This is a genomic window from Bradyrhizobium sp. ISRA430, assembly GCF_029909975.1.
Lineage (GTDB): Bacteria > Pseudomonadota > Alphaproteobacteria > Rhizobiales > Xanthobacteraceae > Bradyrhizobium.
The window spans coordinates 6,736,030-6,753,125 of sequence record NZ_CP094516.1; the positions used below are offsets into that span (position 1 = coordinate 6,736,030).

Consider the following 17,096-nt stretch of genomic DNA (forward strand, 5'->3'; position numbering starts at 1 on the left):
GCCGGAGACCGTGGGATTTCCCCGTCGTCGGCAACGCGCTACAATAAGCTTACCGGAACGAAATACGGGCAACCCCGAGTTTGATAGCCGCTATGGTCAAGCCCTCGCCCGGAATGCGCAAAGTGTTAAGGCAGGCGCACCTGTACGGCCGTCTGATTGCGCACAATGGCAATCTGTATTCCCCCGGCAGCACCCACCGTTTATGCAGTGAGGAGATAGCCATTGCGATGGTCAAGGCAGGCTGGCTCAGGCATCGCGGCGAGGACTACGAGGTTACACCCGACGGCGTCAGGGCTGATGCGCGGCGCGAATAGCTTTCGTCTGTTGCTGCAGGAACGGCGCGCCGACCGCGCATGTGGAGGCGGTCATTGCAGAAGTAATTGAACTTCACAACGCCCAGATCGTCCGGAACATCGCCGATTTCGGATCGCTTTTTTGACTTGCCAGAATCGCCGGTGGCGAGACCGACCGAGCGGCCGAAGGTAAGCAAAGCGCCGCAGGCTGGCTGAATTCGAGCCGGGATCCCGGTTCCAGGCCAGAATGAATCTCAGCGTTGCCGGATTTGAGTCGCATTGCGACCCAGAACGCGGCCAAAGGTCGTGGCTGGGCGGGGCGCAACGCCGGGGGTTTCATGTCCGGTCCTTTGTGATTTTGCTTCGCCGCTTTTCTCCTTCTCACAGGTGGCTCGACGTCGCCTGCGTCTTCGAATCCCTTCGCCGCCTTCTTTGGCCAAGCCGCTCCTGTGGAAGCCACCGCGCCGGCGCCCGCCGAAAAGGAATGTTTGCCGCAGCCCGGGAAATCGCCGGCCGAGGGCCAGCACTGGGTCTATCGTTTCGATGGCAACCGCAAATGCTGGTTCCTGGCCGCCGAGGGGACCCCGATGGCAAAGAAGTCGGTTCGTCACCGCGCTGCGAAACAGGTCGCCGCTCCCAAGGAAAACGGCGCCACGCCGCGCAAAAGGCGGTCGTGGATGCGCGCGCGGAGTTGTTGCGCTCCGCGTCGGCGGAAACGCCCCGGCCGACGCCGCCCGCGCTCGAACTCAAGGTGGTCGATGCCAGTCCCGTCCCCGCTTCGGGGGCCACGGCGCTCGTGCCACCGGCACCCGATATCACCAAACCCGCGACCGATCAGCTCACGCGCGACAATCCCACGCCGCACCAAGTCGACGTGGAGACGCTTCTGGCGGCCGCGCCGACCGCCAGCGACGCGGTTGCCGCCTCTGTACCTCCGGCGACCGCGGTCGCCGTTCCCATCGCCGAGGCGGGCGACGACGGGCCGGGGTGGACGGCAACCTGGCTCGGCGTGCTGCTGCTGGCGCCGGGCGTCGGTTGTCTTCTCAGCTCGAGCCGGACCCTTCGGGGCGTGCTGGCCGGCTGACCGGTCGGGCGATTTCTCGGTCGGAGGATGGGGCGGCAGCCATCGCAGACGAACGATCCGCAACCGTCTTTCGCGGTGGCGCGGGATACGTTCCGATACGAGCGGCCGAGCCTGGAGCCGTCGTCGACGGCTCGACTGGCCGGATCGGTTCGGAAGGTCGGGCGTCCGCGCGAGTTCGCACGGTCAGGTTTCCGCAAGAGCGCCTCCACGCGCCCCACTGAGGGGTTTGATGGGCACCGGATTCATTTTCCAAGCTTTGCTGAAGCTCGGTCGATCGCGTCGAACTCGGTCTCATACAGGCGCGTGAATCGAGATTGGTCCTGGCGTGATGAGGTTTGGTCGCGCCGGGGATGGGGATCACGTGACTGTCGCGCGCCAACAGCCAGTTCAGGGCGACCTGGCTGATGCTGCCATCGTGCGCGGGCAATCTCGGCAAGACACGTCAGTAGCGCATTCGTTTCTATGCTGTTCGACGGCTGCGTGAGGCAGCCGGACCGGAGCCGACGAAGGAGCTCTCCGGGAACAGCGCATGGGCAAGTCGCGGCGCGGACAATTCCTGGCAGGACATGCGATCGATCCTGCGCGGACCTCGACGAAGTCGCGCCGGTCGGACCTGATGGCCACGCTGCGCGAAGCTTGCTCATCGTCAGCGTCACCGTCGTCTGCCGCACCCCGAGCAATTGGGCAAGTGCCTCCTGCGTCAGCGGAAGCACGTCGTCAGGAACCTACAGCTCGCTTCCGGCACTGATCCGCATCAGTCTCAAGAGCTTGTTCTCGATGACCCGCGAGTGATTGAGGAGGGTCTGGAACAATTCTGATCGCCTGGGACGTTACCCGACAACTAGTGGCGCTGAATTTTCACATTTGTGAGGGGGCCGCGCTGAGGCTAGCAAATGGCGCCCTCGCCGCAAGCACAAGACCGCAAAGTCTCCTGCGGCCGCGTCGCGACAAACAGTAGCGCCGCTCGAACTCTGGAAGTGTTGGGCATCGACCTTGCGCTCATGTGTAGCTGGATGTGGCGCGCCATACAGGAACGATCGTGGCGGGGCTCGGTTTGCATGCAAACTTCAGCAAGGAGACACGACATGAAAATTGCAAAGATTGTCTTGGCAGCTGCCTTGGTGTTTGGGTCCATTGCTGCGGCGTCGGCGCAAGGCGGAGGAGCCGGCGCTGGTGCTGGCGGCGCCGGCGGCGCGGGTGGCGCCGGCGCGGGAGCTGGCTCGGGTGACGGCGGAGCGGGAGGAGCCGGCGGCGCTGCCGGAGCCGGAGGCGGCGGTGATTCGCCAGCTGCTACCACTGGTCAGGGTGCGTCTAGCAGCCCAAGTTCGGCAAGTCCCGGGGCGACTGTGAACGATCCAAAAGCCAAGAAGGGGCGTTAGCAGACGGCAAGCCTGCCTCAGTCCGACCGAATTGACATCGCCAGTGTGCTCGAACGACCAGAACGGTGCCCTAAGGTGTGAATAGGCTCGAAGCGCTTGGCTCTGTGCCAGAGATCAAGCACCTCCAGGGAGCGGCCCCGGCCTCACTCTCCTCTCTTAATCCTCAGCCGGCTGGGGCCGCTCTAGCCCGCGCGCTATTCCGCCAGGATGCGGATGCCACCAGGGGGGCGATAGCCGCATAGGACAAGCAGAAATTAGCTTAGCGGCATTCGTCATCAACCCCTGCTCGGCAGGATGATCGGTTCGTCGAAAGGCCACGCTAGTTCGCTAGTTCGTCGCGCAAGATTTTGCTGTTTCTGATCATAAAAATAGGCAATGTCTAGAAGCGAACAGAAGATTGCTTTCAGCCGGGTATGTTCACAATTGCTTGGCCCGCCCAAAGGGCCAAGCACCTCCAAGCGGCCCCGGCCTCCCACCTCCTACCCAGGAAACCCCAAGGCCGGGGCCCATTCTTTGGTCGCTAATTGCATGGCGGCATCCCGCAGCCCCAGTCCGGAGAGGTCGCTTCGTGTGGGAATGCTCGACGAAGCCTTTGATGCGCTGCATCCGATCGGCTTTGGTCCAAACCCCTCCCGGCAGATATCAGGACAGGTCGCGCCCGAGGCGAGCGAACGGAAGCAATTCTATTTGCCTGCTACTTCTTTCCGCACCGACTTCAACTCAGGTTCGGGCTTCTCTTCGATTCCGATGACATCTCTCGGCGAGTTAGTGGATTTGATCAGCTCGTCTAACTTCAGTTGAAGTGCTTCACTATCTCTGTTTTGCGCGTTCTGAATGAGGAACACCATCAAGAATGTGACGATGCTGCTCAGGGTGTTCATCACCAACTGCCAAGTATCGGAAAAGCGAAACACTGGACCAGAGATCAGCCAAACCAACACGAACGCGGCCGCCAATGCGAACGCCCACGGGCGCCCGGCTTGCGTCGCGGTTTCGCGTGCAAGTCGGGAAAAGCGATATTCGTTCTGGCGTCGCATCTGCTGCTAGCGTTCTACAATACCTCCTCAATACGAAGACCCAAATTCGGTTCCATTACGGAGGCCTCTTGGTGCATCGTATCATTCTCACCGCGGCCTCGGCGCCTCAGCCAACTCTGATTTCGGCAGCCGGATGAACGTCCCGCTTTCATGCAGATCAAGCCAGCCCCGTTCGACAGCATGGCTTATGCCGCGCCGACCGGCTCTATGCTCTCTGCGAGCTCCACCAGCTTGCGGGCCGCGGCCTCCGGGTTCGCGTGTGGACGTTCGCCTGTCAGTTTCATTCGTTAGCGTTCTCCAGGCCACCAATGCGAGGCCGGATCGCTGACTGAGATCTTGGTGGCCCGCAAGGCGACCAAGTGGCTGCGCTTGAAAGGATAGCCCTGTAGTTCCGAGTATTGCCGGCAGCGCAAGTGCCGCTCAAGTTCGTGGACAGGAGTGCTCGGAGCGATCCACACTATGCCGGTGTGCAGATCCAAACCCCAGACCCCCGGGATCGGAGACAAGGATGAACACGAAACGGCTGGACGCCAAGAACCTGCATCTGCTCGCCAAGGGCAAGGAGCACAATGACGGCGGCGGCCTCGGGCTGCAGATCACGCCCAAGGGCTCGATGTGCTGGAAGTTTAAGTTCACCTATGGCGGCAAGGCCGAGAAGATGGGGCTCGGCGGCATCGGGGCGCGCTCGATCCACGAGGCCCGGGAGCTGGCCGCCAAGTATGGCCGGCTGGTGCGCGACGGCCACGACCCAGCAACGACCGCCCCGACGGCGTCACCGGCAATGGCCGCTCCTCGCCGCTGTTCAAGGACTTTGCCCAAATGGTGTGCGACGCCGCCTGCAAGGGCATGAAGAACGCCAAGGCCAAGGAGAAGTGGCAGCTCAACGTCACCGCCTATTTCGCGCCGCTGCACCATAAGCAGGTCCACGAGATCACCACGCAGGACGTCCTCGACGTGCTGCTGGCGATCTGGCTGTCCATCCCGTTCGCGGCCGGCGAGGCGCGCGGGCGGCTCCAGAAGATTTTTGACACTGCCGCCGCGCTCGGCCACCGCCCCAAGAACGAGCGCAACATCGCCGAGCTGGCGCTCTTGAAGCCGCTGCTGCCGAAGCAGCCGAAGAAGGGCAAGGTGCGCGGCGCGCACCCCGCGCTGCCGTTCAAGCTGCTACCGGCGTTCTGAGTCGAGCTGCGCAAGATCAACACCATGGTGTCCAAGACCCTGCAGATGGTCATTCTGACCTGCGTGCGCGCCGACGAGGGCCAGCATGTGTCGTTTGACCAGATCAAGCCCGCCGACGATGGCGGCATGCGCTGGGTGATCCCGGGCAAGGTGATGAAGAACAACCTTGAGGCCGACGTGCCGCTGACCGCGACGGCGCTCAAGCTGCTCGACGACATGCGCGAGCTGAACGCCCAGTTGTCGGGCGGCAAGGAGACGCTGGTGTTCCCTGGCGAGAGCCGCCCCGGCGTCTACGGCGTCACGCAGTCGGAGAACACGCTGCGCAAGCTGATCCAGACCCAGATGGGCTATGACGGCGGCGACAAGCCGAAGGCGACCACGCACGGCTTCCGCACCACCTTCCGCTCATGGGGCACACTGATCTCGGCCCTCTTGCTCCTGACAGGCAGCGAGTGGCGCAACTCGCTCAACCGCTTTGCCGAGACGATGACGTTGTTTGCCGTGGTTTGCGCGGGCATCTACCCGATCCTGCATCTTGGGCGGCCTTGGTACGTCTACTGGATGTTTCCATATCCAGCCACCATGGGCGTGTGGCCGCAATTCCGCAGCCCGCTCGAATGGGATATCTGGGCGGTGCTGACCTACCTGACGGTCTCGCTGGCATTCTGGTATACCGGCCTGATCCCCGACCTCGCCGCGGCGCGCGACCGAGCAACTCGTCGCGGCTGGCAGATCTTCTTCGGCATCACGGCACTCGGATGGCGCGGCTCGGCCAGGCATTGGCTGCGCTGGTCACAGGCGTACCGGCTGACAGCAGCCCTTGCCGTGCCGCTGGTCGTATCCGTCCACAGCGAGGTGTCGCTGCTGTTCGCGGTGGGACAGATCCCGGGTTGGCACTCGACAATTTTTCCACCCTACTTCGTGCTGGGGGCTGCCTTTTCCGGCTTTGCCATCGTTTCCATCATCGCCGTGGCGCTGCGCTCGTGGTTCGGGCTCGAGAACCTTGTAACCGACGATCATCTCGATGTGCTCGGAAAGGTCCTGCTCGCGACCGGCCTGATGACGGGGTATGGCTATGTCTTCGAAGTGTTCGACGCCGTTTATTCCGGGGAGGCTCATGAGCTCCAGACGCTGGCGGATCGTTTCGCCGGCGCTTACGCCTGGACCTATTGGAGCGCGGTCGTCTTCAACTTCATTCCGCTTCAGGCGTTGTGGTTGCGCACGGTACGACGAAGCGGATGGATGCTGCTGCTGATCTCCGTGTCTGTCGCGATTGGAATGTGGCTCGAGCGCTACATGATCCTGGTCACCAGTCTCTATCGCGACTTTCTCGTCTCGTCCTGGAGCCACTTCACGCCGACCTTTTGGGACTGGTCGACCTATTTCGGCACGATCGGGCTTTTCCTCGTGCCATTCCTCATCGCTATCAGGCTCATTCCCATGATCTCGATCTTCGAGAGCAAGGAGCTTCTCTACGAAGAGAAAGAGGAGCAGCAGCATGGCTGAGCCGCTCTACGGCGCACTGGCGGAGTTCAGGAGCCCTGACGATCTGCTGGCGGCCACGCGGAAGACGAGGGAAGCCGGCTACCGCCTTCTCGACGCCTTTACGCCCTTCCCGGTCGAGGGATTGGACCGCATGCTGCGGCTTCCGCGCCCCACCGTCTCGTTCGTCGGCCTGGCAGGAGCCATCGCCGGAGCGGGGACAGCGCTCATCCTGCAGTTCTATGTCAACTATGACTACCCGCTCAACGTTGGCGGCCGACCCATCTACGCGATCTCGGCATTCGCTGTCGTGACATTCGAGCTGACGATACTGTTTTCGGCGCTCGCCATGCTGATCGGGATGCTATGGCAGAACGGCTTACCGCGGCTCAACTATCCCGTGTTCGGCACCGGGCGATTTCACCGTGCCAGCAAGGATCGTTTCTTCCTTTGTGTGAGCGCGGACGACGCGATGTTCGAGGCGGGTAACACCCTGGCATTCCTGAGCGACGCGGGCGCGTTGTCGGTGGAGCTTGTGCCGGGATGAGCAGGGTGCTTCTCATTGTTGCGCTTGCAACTCTGCTCGCCGCCTGCGACCAGAACATGGACGTGCAACCCAGCTATAGCGAATACTCGAGCGCACCGTCGTTTCGTGGTAGCGTGCTGCGCCGGCCGCCGGCGAACACCGTGGCTCGTGATGATCTCGAACGGGAGAAGGTTGCCACCGCGAAGCCGGCGCTCTCGGCTCAACTGTTGGCGCGGGGACGACAGCGTTTCAGCATTTTCTGCTCGCCATGTCATGGCGCCGGCGGGGACGGGACCGGCATCATCGTCCAGCGCGGCATGCCGCGCCCGACGAGCTATCACAACGATCGGCTGCTTGCCGCGGACGACCAATACTTTTTTGATGTGATCACCAACGGCCATGGCGCGATGTATTCCTATGCCGCGCGTGTGCAGCCGGCAGATCGCTGGGCAATCGTCGCCTATATCCGTGCACTCCAGCTCAGCCGTCACGCGTCGCTCGACGACGTGCCGTCGGACGAGCGCGCCAAGCTCGAGAGCTCGCCATGAGAGTGCGTAGCGGCATAAGAGGCGGGGTGGCGGTGGTGTCGGGCCTGGTCCTGATCGCCGGATTTGTCGTCGACGCGCGGTCGGCCGTTGCCGCCTATCTCGTCGCTTGGATTGCCTGGGGCGCCGTTCCAATCGGCGCGCTGATTATCTTCATGACCAGCTATCTGGTGCGGCGACGCTGGACCGAGGCGTTGCATCCTATCTTCGTCGCGGCCACCGGCATTCTGCCGGTTGTCGCGCTGACGTTCATTCCGGTCCTTCTCTTCCTGAAGGATATCTATCCGGCCATCGCCGATGCGGCGTCATTGCCGCCATTCAAGGCGCGCTGGCTTGTGCCTTGGTTTTTCGTTTTGCGGACCGTGTTCTACTTCGTGGTCTGGATCGGGCTGGCCGAATGGCTACGGCGAGCCTGGCGCAATGACGAAGCCATGGTGCGTGCGGCATCGATCGGATCGATCGTGTGGACCCTAACCGTCTCATTCGCCGGGATCGACTGGATGGAATCGCTGGAGCCCGAATTTCACTCCTCGATCTATGGATTGATCTATCTCAGTTTCGTGCTGACGAATGGAACGGCCTTCGTCATCGGTGCCAGCCTGCTGTCGATGCGAAGGATCGGTCCGAGCCGCAGCTATAGCGGCCTGCTGCTCTCGGTTCTCCTGCTCTGGTGCTATCTCCACGCCATGCAGTACATCGTCATCTGGTCGGGAAACATCCCCAAGGAAGTCACCTGGTCTCTGGCGCGATCGGAAGGCGGCTGGCAGTTCGTGCTGGCGGCGCTCTCTTTCGGGCAGTTCGTGTTCCCATTCTGCGCGATGTTGAGCGCGAGGGTGCGATCGGACCCGTATTGGCTCTTGGCCTTGTGCGGGCTGACGCTGGCGATGCGGTGGCTCGAATCAGCGATCCTCATCCTGCCGGCAATTCGGGGGCTTTCCGTCGCCATGACCGGCGCAATGCTGATCGCCGCGGCGCTCTTTCTTGGCGCGGTGTTGTGGCTGGCGTTCGATGCTGCGCTCGTCGGGAAGGCGGAGGAGAGGGCGCCGACCGGCACTATCTGGTGGCGCACTCGCGCCGAAGCAGAAGCCAAATCAGCACAGCAAGAACGATCACGCTGATCGAGGAGGCAGCGAACAGCAGCCGCCGTGCCGCGAGCGTATAGGTGCCGCTCGTGGGATCGAAGCCGTAGCAGAGCAGGTGGACTTGGTCGGTCCAGCGCCCGATATGTCCTTGGCCCGCTTCGACCACGGCCAGACGCAGGCTCGTGGCATCGACCGCGAGAGCCGAGAGTGTGCGCGAGATCCGCCCGTCAGGCGTGACCACGAAGGCGGCGGCAGGATGGGCGAATTGGTCATGCTCGCGATCGCAGATCGTCCGAACTCCAAACGCGTCGGTCAACGAACTAACGTCCGTTGCTGCCGCCCGCAGGAAATAGCTCTGCCCGGGCAGGCCGCACCTTGTGCTGAGTTGCGCATTCTTCATGACGAGCGCTTGAGCGACGGTGTCCTTGGGATCAAGGCCGGCGACGATGAGCCGAAAGTCCTCGCCTGCTCTCAGGCCCGTATCGGCCAGGGCGTTCGACACGATCGATATCGCCGGCCCGCAAAGCGTTTCGCAGGTGTAGTCGGCGAGGATCCAGACGGTCGGGATGCCTGCAAGCCAGCTTTGCAGCGGCGCGGTGCGACCGTCCAAATCGTTCATTAGGGTCGAAAGTGGCAGTTGCGCGTTGTCGCGGGGCACGAGCGCGACTTGCTCAAGCTGCGAGGCGGTGACGGCCGCCTGCGCCATTAAAGGCATCGTGATGCAAAACATAAGGGTAGTGAGCCACCCCGCGACCAGAACGCGAGGTCGTTTTGCGGATGCATCAATCGATGGTTGGACGAGCAAGGGGGGCGCACGACGTCCAACCATCCCGCAATGCTCCGCCGCGCTCTGAAGCAAGCAGATAATCCCGCGACTGCTCGCTTCGCGGACGCGCTCGGCTGCGCTAGGGAGGGCCATGGCGAGGTCGCTTCGGTGTTTGCTGAGGAAATGGATATCAAACTCATCGCGCGATCGCGTGTTCCTCGGGGCGCCGGCTGGGCCTGAGGAACCGCGGCCGGACGCGGCACGTTGGTGCAACGAATACATGACCCCTCAGGAGAGACTATGGGGAAACCGGACATTCGCAAGGGCATGCCGCCCGTCAGACTGTCGCGCGGCGAGTTCGAAAGCCGCTACCGGAGCCAGTTCATCGATCCCGTTTTCGCGCCACTGAAGTGCGAACTTGATGCAATCGTTGCCGCCGCCTGGGACGCCTACAGCGATTCGCGCAAGGCGCCGGTGACGAGAAAGGCGGGCGCCGGCTTTGCCGATCCCGACTACAATCTCGCGGTGGACTGGCTCGACGCGCGCGCCGCGGTCCTCGAGGCACAGCGGCGGCACGACGATGCGGACGCCCCGCCGCGCATCCTGATCATCAATGGCTCGGCTCGCAGCGAGCACACCTGTCCCGGCGAGATGTCAAAGACCTGGCGGATCGTGAAACTCGCCGAGCCTGTGTTCGCCGAGATGGGTTTCGTTGTCGATATTCTTGATCTCTCCAGGCTGGCCTCGGAGTTCGGCAAGGCCATCCACCCCTGCAAATCCTGCGTCGCGACCTCGGTGACGCTCTGCCACTGGCCGTGCAGTTGCTATCCGAACTATGCGTTGGGACAGAGCGCAGATTGGATGAACGAGATCTATCCGCTCTGGGTGGCCGCGCACGGCATCCTGATCGTGACACCGGTGAACTGGTATCACGTGCCGGGCGGGCTCAAGGCGATGATGGATCGCCTGGTCTGCGCCGACGGCGGCAATCCTGATCCGACGTCGACGCACGGCAAGAGGGCCGACGAAGCCAAAGCGCTGGAGCTGAAGGGCTGGCCCTATCCGCGTCATCTCGCCGGCCGTCACTTCGGCTTAATCGTCCACGGCGACAGCGTCGGCGTCGAAGGCGTCCGCCGGACGTTGTCGGACTGGCTGACGGACATGCGCCTGATCTCGGCCGGCCGCTTCGCCGAGCTCGACGGTTATGTCGGCTATATGGAGCCGTACGCCACATCGCACCAGGCGCTGGACCATGATCGCGAGTTTCAGCAGGAGGTGACCAATACGGCCCGCGCGCTGGGCCGCGCCGTGAAGCTCGCGCGAAGCGGACGGTTTGAGGATCCGGGAGCAGGCCTTTCGGATCCGACTCCGAAGTGAGAAAGTGCAAAGCCGGTATGATCGTCGCGGCACAGGTTCGTCGATGCGAAGCGAGATCTCGGTGAGAGCGGCGGCACAAGGATCGTCGAAGACCATCGTCCGTGCTGCGCTCATCGGCAACATGCTTGTCGCGGCTACGAAGACTGCCGCCGCTTTCTGGACGGGCAGCTCGGCGATGATGAGCGAGGCCGTGCACTCGGTGGTCGATACCAGCAATGAGGTGCTGCTGCTCTATGGCTACCATCGTGCAAGCCGCCCGCCCGACGAATCCCACCCGCTCGGCTATGGGCGCGAGCTGTATTTCTGGAGTTTCATCGTCGCGCTGCTGATCTTCGCGCTCGGCTCCGGCGTCTCGCTTTATCAGGGATTGCTGCACGTCGCCGCACCCGAGCCGATTGAGGATCCCATCGTCAGCTTTGTCGTGCTCGGGCTCTCGTTCCTGTTCGAAGGTGCATCGTGGCTTTTCGCCCTGCGCCGCTTCCGCTCGGAGAGCGAGCGGTTTGGCTATTACCAGGCCTTCGTCCGCAGCAAGGATCCTCCAGCCTTTATGGTGCTGCTCGAGGACAGCGCGGCGCTGGTTGGCATCGCCATTGCGGCCGGAGCCACTGCGGCGGCGGTGTGGCTGGCCCAACCGGTCTGGGATGGTGTCGGCTCGATCCTGATCGGCATTCTCCTCGGAATTGCATCGATCGGACTCGCCCGCGAAAGCAAGAGTCTCCTGATCGGCGAGCCGGCGCATCCCGAGCTCGCGCGATCGATCCTCGCCATCGCGCGACGCTCACCCGGCGTGCTTCAGGCCAATGGCCTCCTGACGGCACAACTGTCGCCATCCGAGGTCGTCGCAGCGCTGAGCGTCGAGTATGCGGACGACAAGCGCGCCGACGACATTGAGCAGTGCGTGATCTCGATCGAGACCGAGATCCGCAAGCAACATCCGAGCGTCGCGGCCCTTTTCATCAAGCCGCAAACCGACGCGCGCTACCGTACCGTTCGCGGCAGGCGCTTGGGCCTCTGGTCGTAGCGCATGAGCGGCTCCTTCTCCGGAGCGGATGACCATTGCCGATAGATTGGAGCCGAGGAGAAGGGCAGTACCATAGGCGACGTTCAGACTAACGATCGAACCTGAACGCCAAAGCTAAACGATCGGCCGCTTGTCCTTGCGCAATTGCTCAAGCACACTGCGATCGATGTCCAGGTGCGCCGCGACCAGCTCAGGCGGCGTCAGTGCCATCCATTGCGCGAGGGAAACGTCGATGAAGCGTGGCGCCTTGAACAGCTCGAGGAACCGCAGCGGCTCGCTGCCGGTGTTCTCGATGAAATGGCTCATCGACATCGGCACGTAGCCGACGTCGCCCGCCCGGTAGTCGAATGTCCGCGCCCGCGCCTCGGCCGCGAATACGGTCATTCTCGCCTGGCCGGAGATGTAGTACTGCCACTCGCAGTGCAGTTCACGCATGTGGCCGGGGTTGACCTCGAGCAATGCCGCAGCAACATCGGTCGAAATGGGAAAGTTGCGGGTATCGGCGATGCGGACGTTGCCGCCAGGCGACTGGGTCGGAGGCTGCTGCATCAGCCTGAAGACCATATCGAGCGGCACTCCGCCAAGGGGATTGCGAACAGCGTCCGCCTGTAGCTGTAGCGGCGGTGGTTCGGCTTGAAAGATGAAGCGTTCTTGCTTCGGAATGCGGTCGAGCGCCTTGACGTCGACGGCCAGATTTCTTGCCAGCACTTCGCGCTCATTGTGTGCGAATAAGTCGGTGATAGCAAAAGTGCTATCTTCCGAGAACTCGCCGTCCGGAAACGCCAGCAGGAACTCGCAGCCGTCGTCGGGCAGCCCTTGAATCGAGTGCGGAATGCCTGAGGGGAAGTACCAGAGGTCGCCCGGGCCAACATCGGCGATGAAATTGTGACCATCGTTGTCGACCGCCGTGATGCGCGCCTTGCCGGCCAGCATGAAAGCCCATTCGGCCTGCTTGTGCCAGTGCAACTCGCGGACACCGCCGGAAGTGAGGCGCATGTTCACACCGGCCATTGTGGTCGAGAACGCGAGTTCGCGCTGAGTGACTTCGCGCGACCAGCCGCTTTCGCGGATCTTCATGTGGGCATCTGCAAACGAGGACCGGAGGTTTGGCAGCGAACCATGGTCGGTGGACGGCGGTCGCAGGATATCTGGATTCTGACGCTCCCGGTCCGGGTTACGGGGGCCGATGATCGGAGCGCCCTTGCTGCCGGACACGGGCTCATTGCCTTGTTGCGCCGAGGCGGCCGCGGTAGCGCCAAGTGCGGCTGCGGCGGCCAGCAAAAATCGTCGGTTCGGAGAGTTCATGGCGTGATTCTCCTCAACCGCAAATCAGCACGATCTTGCCGGCGGTGTGGCCTTGCTCCACGGTGGCCAGAGCCTGCTTCGCCTGCTCAAGAGGGAATGTGGTCTGGATATGCGGCTTCAGCTTGCCGGCATCCACCAGTCGTCCAATCTCGGCCAACTCCTCGCCGTCGGGCTCGACAGTGTAGCGCATGGCGGTCACGCCGAGCGCATTCGCCCGATCTCGCGACGGCTCGGTCAATGTGGAGATCAGGCGTCCGCCCTTTCTGAGCAGCGCCCAGGAGCGTTCGCGTGTCTTTCCATCGATCAAGTCGAAGACCATATCGAGATCTGTGGCGACTTCTTCGAAGCGCTGGGTCTTGTAGTCGATGACAACGTCGGCGCCGAGCGTTCGCGCGAGATCGACATGTTCTGTGGAAACGGTTGTCAGCACACGGGCGCCCTTTGCCTTGGCGAACTGAATCGCGAAATGGCCGACGCCGCCCGAGCCGCCGTGGATCAGAACGGACTCTCCCGCTTTCAGCTTGCCGTATCGGAATAGGCCTTGATGCGCCGTTTGTCCCGCCAGCGGGACCGCCGCCGCATGGACATGATCAAGCCCGGCCGGCTTAGAGGCGACCGCTCGCTCTTCCAGGACCACCTGCTCGGCGTAGCCGCCGCCGAACACCGGAACCATTCCGAAGACCTCGTCGCCCGCTTGAAAGCGCGTTACTTGGGCGCCGCACCTCTCCACGATGCCGGAGACGTCTCTGCCAGGAGTGTAGGGCAGGCGATCCTCCTTCACGGAGGGATACTTGCCCGACCTGATCTTGAAATCGACGGGATTGACGCTTGCCGCACGGACCGAGACAAGGATCTGACGCGCGTCGGGGCCGGACTGTTCGAGGCGATCGACGCCGAGCGCGTCATTGTTGCCGAAATGATGAAATCGGATTTTGATGAGCTTTGCCATATCGGCTGACGCATCAGGGCGGAGCGCGTTCCTATTTGTGCAGCCGCGGGTATCATCTTTTCGAGAGGATAGATAAAGCAACCGCGGAGGTCGCGCTCATGCTCAACAGTCGGTCCCAGATGTTCGACTCTTGCCTCAAATGACACACTCGCTCCCAGGACGACCGTTGCCCAACAGGCGTCCAGCCAAGCGTCTTCATTCCAGGTGGCGTTCACTTCTTCTCGCATCAACTGTCGGTTGAGAGTTGCGATGAACAAGTTGGATGCTCGACGTTTGATGCGGTGGCCGCGCGGGGGGCGGTGCAAGAACAAATCCTGCTGGCCGGCGTTTCATGGCAAATAGCCCGACAATGGCGGACGCCGTTGTTCCACCTTTCCAGCGAGGGAGGAGCCAATGAGCGCAAGCCGCACCAGAACTAGCGACACCGAGGCGCAAGCGACCACCAGCCACGATATCATCCGCAAATGGGCGGAGGAGCGCGGCGTAAGCCTGCGACCGTCAAGGCAACAGTGGACGACGGTCATGCCGGCATCTTGCGTTTCGACTTTGATCGCAAAGACGAAGGGCTCGACCGGATCAGTTGGGACCAGTTCTTCCAAAAATTCGACGAGACCGGCATCGCGTTCCTTCATCAGGACCGCACCAAGGACGGTAAATTGAGCCGGTTCCACAAGTTCATGCGGCGCTAGGCAGGTCGCGGACAGGCGGCCGGGGCCGACGGCCGGACCGATGCAATGCATGTCGGCGATTTCCAGCGCGCTGTTACCGGCGGCCAGCGAGCGCGTCCGGTTGAGCCGGGAACGGCCAGCCGAAGGAACAGTGACGAACGCTGCCTGTTAGTCCGGTTGGGCAGGCTGTCGAGGAAAAAGCAAGTGGATGCGCGGCTGGGTCTGGGCGATGACCGGAGTTGGATCGGCCGCGCTGATCGCCGGCGTCATCTGGATGATCACCGCGCCCGATCTTTTCGCGAACGCTGATCTCAGCGGGATTTTCGAGGGCGCGGGCAACGCGGAAAGAGGCAAGCTCGTCTTTGCGGCCGGCGACTGCTCGTCCTGTCATGCCTCCCCAGGACAACCGGACCGTTTGCATCTCGGCGGAGGGCTGGCGCTCGCCTCTCCTTACGGAACGTTTCGCGCGCCGAACATTTCGATGGATCCCATCGATGGGATCGGCACGTGGACGACCAGAGATCTCGCCAACGCGCTCCTGAACGGTGTCTCGCCAGATGGAAGCCACTACTATCCGGTATTTCCATATGCGAGTTTCACGCATATGAGCGCCGCGGACGTGGAGGATTTGATGGCCTACTTGCGGACACTCGCGGTGGTGAGGGGCCGTCCTCCGGAACACGAGCTCAATCCGGTGTTCGGCATTCGCCGCTTTGTCGGTTTCTGGAAACTTCTCTACTTCAAGCCCGGTCCGCTTTCGCGGGACGCTGCGCGTGACGAGAAATGGAATCGCGGGCGCTATCTGAGCGAGGCGCTCGCCCATTGCGCCGAGTGCCACTCATCGCGCGACACGTTCGGCGGCATCGCATCGGCAACGCGCTACGCAGGTGGGCAGGATCCCGAAGGCGCGGGCTTCTACCCCAATATCACGCCCGAGCGCATCGGTGACTGGTCGGAGCAGCAATTGGCGAACATGCTGAAAACCGGCACCACGCCGAACCACGGGCGCGTCGGCTCGTCGATGGCCGATGTGGTCACGAACACGGCCATGCTGCCGCAGAGCGATCGCGAGGCGATCGCAATGTTCATCAAATCACTGCCATCTCGGCCGACTGCCGCACCCTGAGCGCCTCGGCGCTATTGCGCATAGAGGTAGGCTGCAATGTCACGCGCCTCGGACTCGCTGATCCCGGTCACCGGCATGGCCGTTCGCGGCGAAAAGGTTTGCGGTGCGACGATCCATTGCACGAGATTGTCGGGCGAGTTGGTCGTGACGCCGGCGATATAGACGCGCCCCCGAATGCCGGAGAGCGAGCTGCCGACCTGCCCGTTCCCGCCGGGAACGCCGGGGATCGTATGGCACCCCACGCAGCCGTAGCGGCGCATGAGTACCGGTGCGCGGGATGGATCGCCCCCGGTGATGGCGCGGGCAACGCGATCGGCCTGCACTCGGGACTTCCAAGCGAAGCCACCGGCGCCAGCCGCAGCGATCAGGAGTCCGGCCACAGCGACGACTGAGCCACGCTTCCTAGACAACAAGGGCATCGGCTTGCTCGCGGTGTTTGCTGGCTCGCCTGATCCACAGCGCAATCAGCGCCAGGGCGGCGCCGGCATAGATCGTTCCCGCCGGCACCCACATGATGATGCCGGCCATCTGCTGGTCTTCGAGCGGCGTCAGGCCCCAGGCGGCCGCCGCAGCCACCTGCTCCTGATAGAGCAGGCGCGGCGCCAGCGCCATCAGGGCGCCCAGGATGGTCGTGTGCAGCATGGTCACGAACACGTGCCAGGCGGCCGTACCGGTCTCGCTGCGCCGAAATACAGACCACCAGAACAGGACAGCCGTCAGGAAGAAACTCAGATGCTGCAGTCGATGCATGGTGACATTGGTGATCGCTGCATCGAACAGGGGCGGAGCATGCCAGGTCCAGATCGCAACTGCATGCAGGAGTGTGGCATTGCGGCCAGCGCTTAGGAAGGACCAGGCTGCATCGATGGCCGAAAATCGCATCCAACGGCCGATCCGCACCCGCGCGCAGCGGGGCATGGACCAGAGCAAGATTCCGACCGGTCGTGCGATCACGATCAATGGCGCAGACACCGCCAGCAGGATCTCGTGTTCGATCATGTGAAAGCTGAGCAGCCGCTCGCCGAGCCAGTGCAGCGGCGAGGCCAGCGCCGCGATCAGAGACAACCAACCGGCCCAGCAGGCGGCAATCTGCCATATCCGGGCCGCGACGATTTGCGCCCGCCGTTTCAGCAGCACCAGCGCACCCATGCTGTACATCAGTCCGAACGCGAGGAGGGGGACGACGATCCATGGATCAAACGTCCAGCTTGGGCGCAACAGCTCTTGCGCGGGCCCATGCGCGTGCGCCGGACTCGCCAGCAGCAGGATCATCGTCG

General features: G+C 62.8%; 18 protein-coding genes and 1 pseudogene. 13 read left to right on the top strand and 6 right to left on the bottom strand.

What is annotated here, in order from left to right; all coding sequences use genetic code 11:
* Positions 1 to 92: 92 nt before the first annotated feature.
* Positions 93 to 314, top strand: coding sequence for a hypothetical protein (locus MTX21_RS32060; RefSeq protein WP_280968586.1), 222 nt, complete (start codon positions 93 to 95; stop codon positions 312 to 314).
* Between the two features lie 535 nt (positions 315 to 849).
* The gene (locus MTX21_RS32065; protein ID WP_280968587.1) at positions 850 to 1,377 is read left to right on the top strand and encodes a hypothetical protein; all 528 of its coding nucleotides are present in this window, start codon (positions 850 to 852) and stop codon (positions 1,375 to 1,377) included.
* 2,062 nt (positions 1,378 to 3,439) lie between these two features.
* Here MTX21_RS32065 and MTX21_RS32075 read toward each other — a convergent pair.
* Positions 3,440 to 3,793 (bottom strand): low affinity iron permease family protein, encoded by a 354-nt coding sequence (locus tag MTX21_RS32075; protein ID WP_280968588.1) that lies wholly within the window; start codon positions 3,791 to 3,793, stop codon positions 3,440 to 3,442.
* Between the two features lie 508 nt (positions 3,794 to 4,301).
* On the opposite strand from MTX21_RS32075, the gene MTX21_RS32085 reads away from it, so the two are divergent.
* From MTX21_RS32085 to MTX21_RS32110, 6 genes are read left to right on the top strand one after another with little or no spacing between them, the layout of a single operon-like run.
* Positions 4,302 to 4,643, top strand: a complete 342-nt coding sequence (locus tag MTX21_RS32085) for an Arm DNA-binding domain-containing protein (RefSeq protein ID WP_280968589.1) — start codon at positions 4,302 to 4,304, stop codon at positions 4,641 to 4,643.
* Positions 4,613 to 4,972, top strand: coding sequence for a hypothetical protein (locus MTX21_RS32090; RefSeq protein ID WP_280968590.1), 360 nt, complete (start codon positions 4,613 to 4,615; stop codon positions 4,970 to 4,972). The genes MTX21_RS32085 and MTX21_RS32090 overlap by 31 nt, the downstream gene beginning before the upstream one ends.
* Before the next feature lie 24 nt (positions 4,973 to 4,996).
* Positions 4,997 to 6,478, top strand: coding sequence for an NrfD/PsrC family molybdoenzyme membrane anchor subunit (gene nrfD, locus MTX21_RS32095; RefSeq protein WP_280968591.1), 1,482 nt, complete (start codon positions 4,997 to 4,999; stop codon positions 6,476 to 6,478).
* Positions 6,471 to 7,001, top strand: a complete 531-nt coding sequence (locus tag MTX21_RS32100) for a DUF3341 domain-containing protein (RefSeq protein WP_280968592.1) — start codon at positions 6,471 to 6,473, stop codon at positions 6,999 to 7,001. Before nrfD ends, MTX21_RS32100 begins: the two co-directional genes overlap by 8 nt.
* Positions 6,998 to 7,528: a cytochrome c gene (locus MTX21_RS32105; protein ID WP_280968593.1), complete on the top strand. Its 531-nt coding sequence runs from the start codon at positions 6,998 to 7,000 to the stop codon at positions 7,526 to 7,528. Before MTX21_RS32100 ends, MTX21_RS32105 begins: the two co-directional genes overlap by 4 nt.
* A complete protein-coding gene (locus MTX21_RS32110; protein ID WP_280968594.1) occupies positions 7,525 to 8,643 on the top strand; it encodes a hypothetical protein in 1,119 nt (372 codons plus the stop codon). The genes MTX21_RS32105 and MTX21_RS32110 overlap by 4 nt, the downstream gene beginning before the upstream one ends.
* Here the strand turns inward: MTX21_RS32110 and MTX21_RS32115 are convergent.
* On the bottom strand, positions 8,579 to 9,466 hold the full coding sequence (locus MTX21_RS32115) for an SCO family protein (protein ID WP_280968595.1): 888 nt from the start codon (positions 9,464 to 9,466) through the stop codon (positions 8,579 to 8,581). The genes MTX21_RS32110 and MTX21_RS32115 overlap by 65 nt on opposite strands.
* 207 nt (positions 9,467 to 9,673) lie before the next feature.
* Between MTX21_RS32115 and MTX21_RS32120 the strand changes: the two genes are divergently transcribed.
* On the top strand, positions 9,674 to 10,750 hold the full coding sequence (locus tag MTX21_RS32120; RefSeq protein ID WP_280968596.1) for a flavodoxin family protein: 1,077 nt from the start codon (positions 9,674 to 9,676) through the stop codon (positions 10,748 to 10,750).
* Positions 10,751 to 10,793: 43 nt separating this feature from the next.
* Positions 10,794 to 11,771: a cation diffusion facilitator family transporter gene (locus tag MTX21_RS32125; protein ID WP_280968597.1), complete on the top strand. Its 978-nt coding sequence runs from the start codon at positions 10,794 to 10,796 to the stop codon at positions 11,769 to 11,771.
* A 114-nt stretch (positions 11,772 to 11,885) separates the two neighbouring features.
* Here MTX21_RS32125 and MTX21_RS32130 read toward each other — a convergent pair whose 3' ends face one another.
* Both MTX21_RS32130 and MTX21_RS32135 read right to left on the bottom strand, forming a co-directional pair.
* Positions 11,886 to 13,076 carry a cupin domain-containing protein gene (locus tag MTX21_RS32130; RefSeq protein WP_280968598.1) on the bottom strand — a complete coding sequence of 397 codons (1,191 nt, stop codon included), beginning with the start codon at positions 13,074 to 13,076 and terminating at the stop codon, positions 11,886 to 11,888.
* A gap of 13 nt (positions 13,077 to 13,089) precedes the next feature.
* Positions 13,090 to 13,881, bottom strand: coding sequence for an NADP-dependent oxidoreductase (locus MTX21_RS32135; protein WP_280970854.1), 792 nt, complete (start codon positions 13,879 to 13,881; stop codon positions 13,090 to 13,092).
* Between MTX21_RS32135 and MTX21_RS32140 the strand changes: the two genes are divergently transcribed.
* From MTX21_RS32140 to MTX21_RS32150, 3 genes and pseudogenes are all read left to right on the top strand, one after another.
* Positions 13,771 to 14,034, top strand: coding sequence for a hypothetical protein (locus MTX21_RS32140; protein ID WP_280971192.1), 264 nt, complete (start codon positions 13,771 to 13,773; stop codon positions 14,032 to 14,034). The genes MTX21_RS32135 and MTX21_RS32140 overlap by 111 nt on opposite strands.
* Before the next feature lie 384 nt (positions 14,035 to 14,418).
* Positions 14,419 to 14,714 (top strand): annotated as a pseudogene (locus MTX21_RS32145) (hypothetical protein).
* Between the two features lie 187 nt (positions 14,715 to 14,901).
* On the top strand, positions 14,902 to 15,819 hold the full coding sequence (locus tag MTX21_RS32150; protein WP_280968599.1) for a cytochrome c: 918 nt from the start codon (positions 14,902 to 14,904) through the stop codon (positions 15,817 to 15,819).
* Between the two features lie 11 nt (positions 15,820 to 15,830).
* Here MTX21_RS32150 and MTX21_RS32155 read toward each other — a convergent pair whose 3' ends face one another.
* Together MTX21_RS32155 and MTX21_RS32160 are read right to left on the bottom strand one after the other, a co-directional pair.
* Positions 15,831 to 16,238, bottom strand: a complete 408-nt coding sequence (locus MTX21_RS32155) for a c-type cytochrome (protein ID WP_280968600.1) — start codon at positions 16,236 to 16,238, stop codon at positions 15,831 to 15,833.
* A complete protein-coding gene (locus MTX21_RS32160; RefSeq protein WP_341512207.1) occupies positions 16,222 to 17,091 on the bottom strand; it encodes a cytochrome c oxidase assembly protein in 870 nt (289 codons plus the stop codon). The genes MTX21_RS32155 and MTX21_RS32160 overlap by 17 nt, the downstream gene beginning before the upstream one ends.
* Between the last annotated feature and the right edge of the window lie 5 nt (positions 17,092 to 17,096).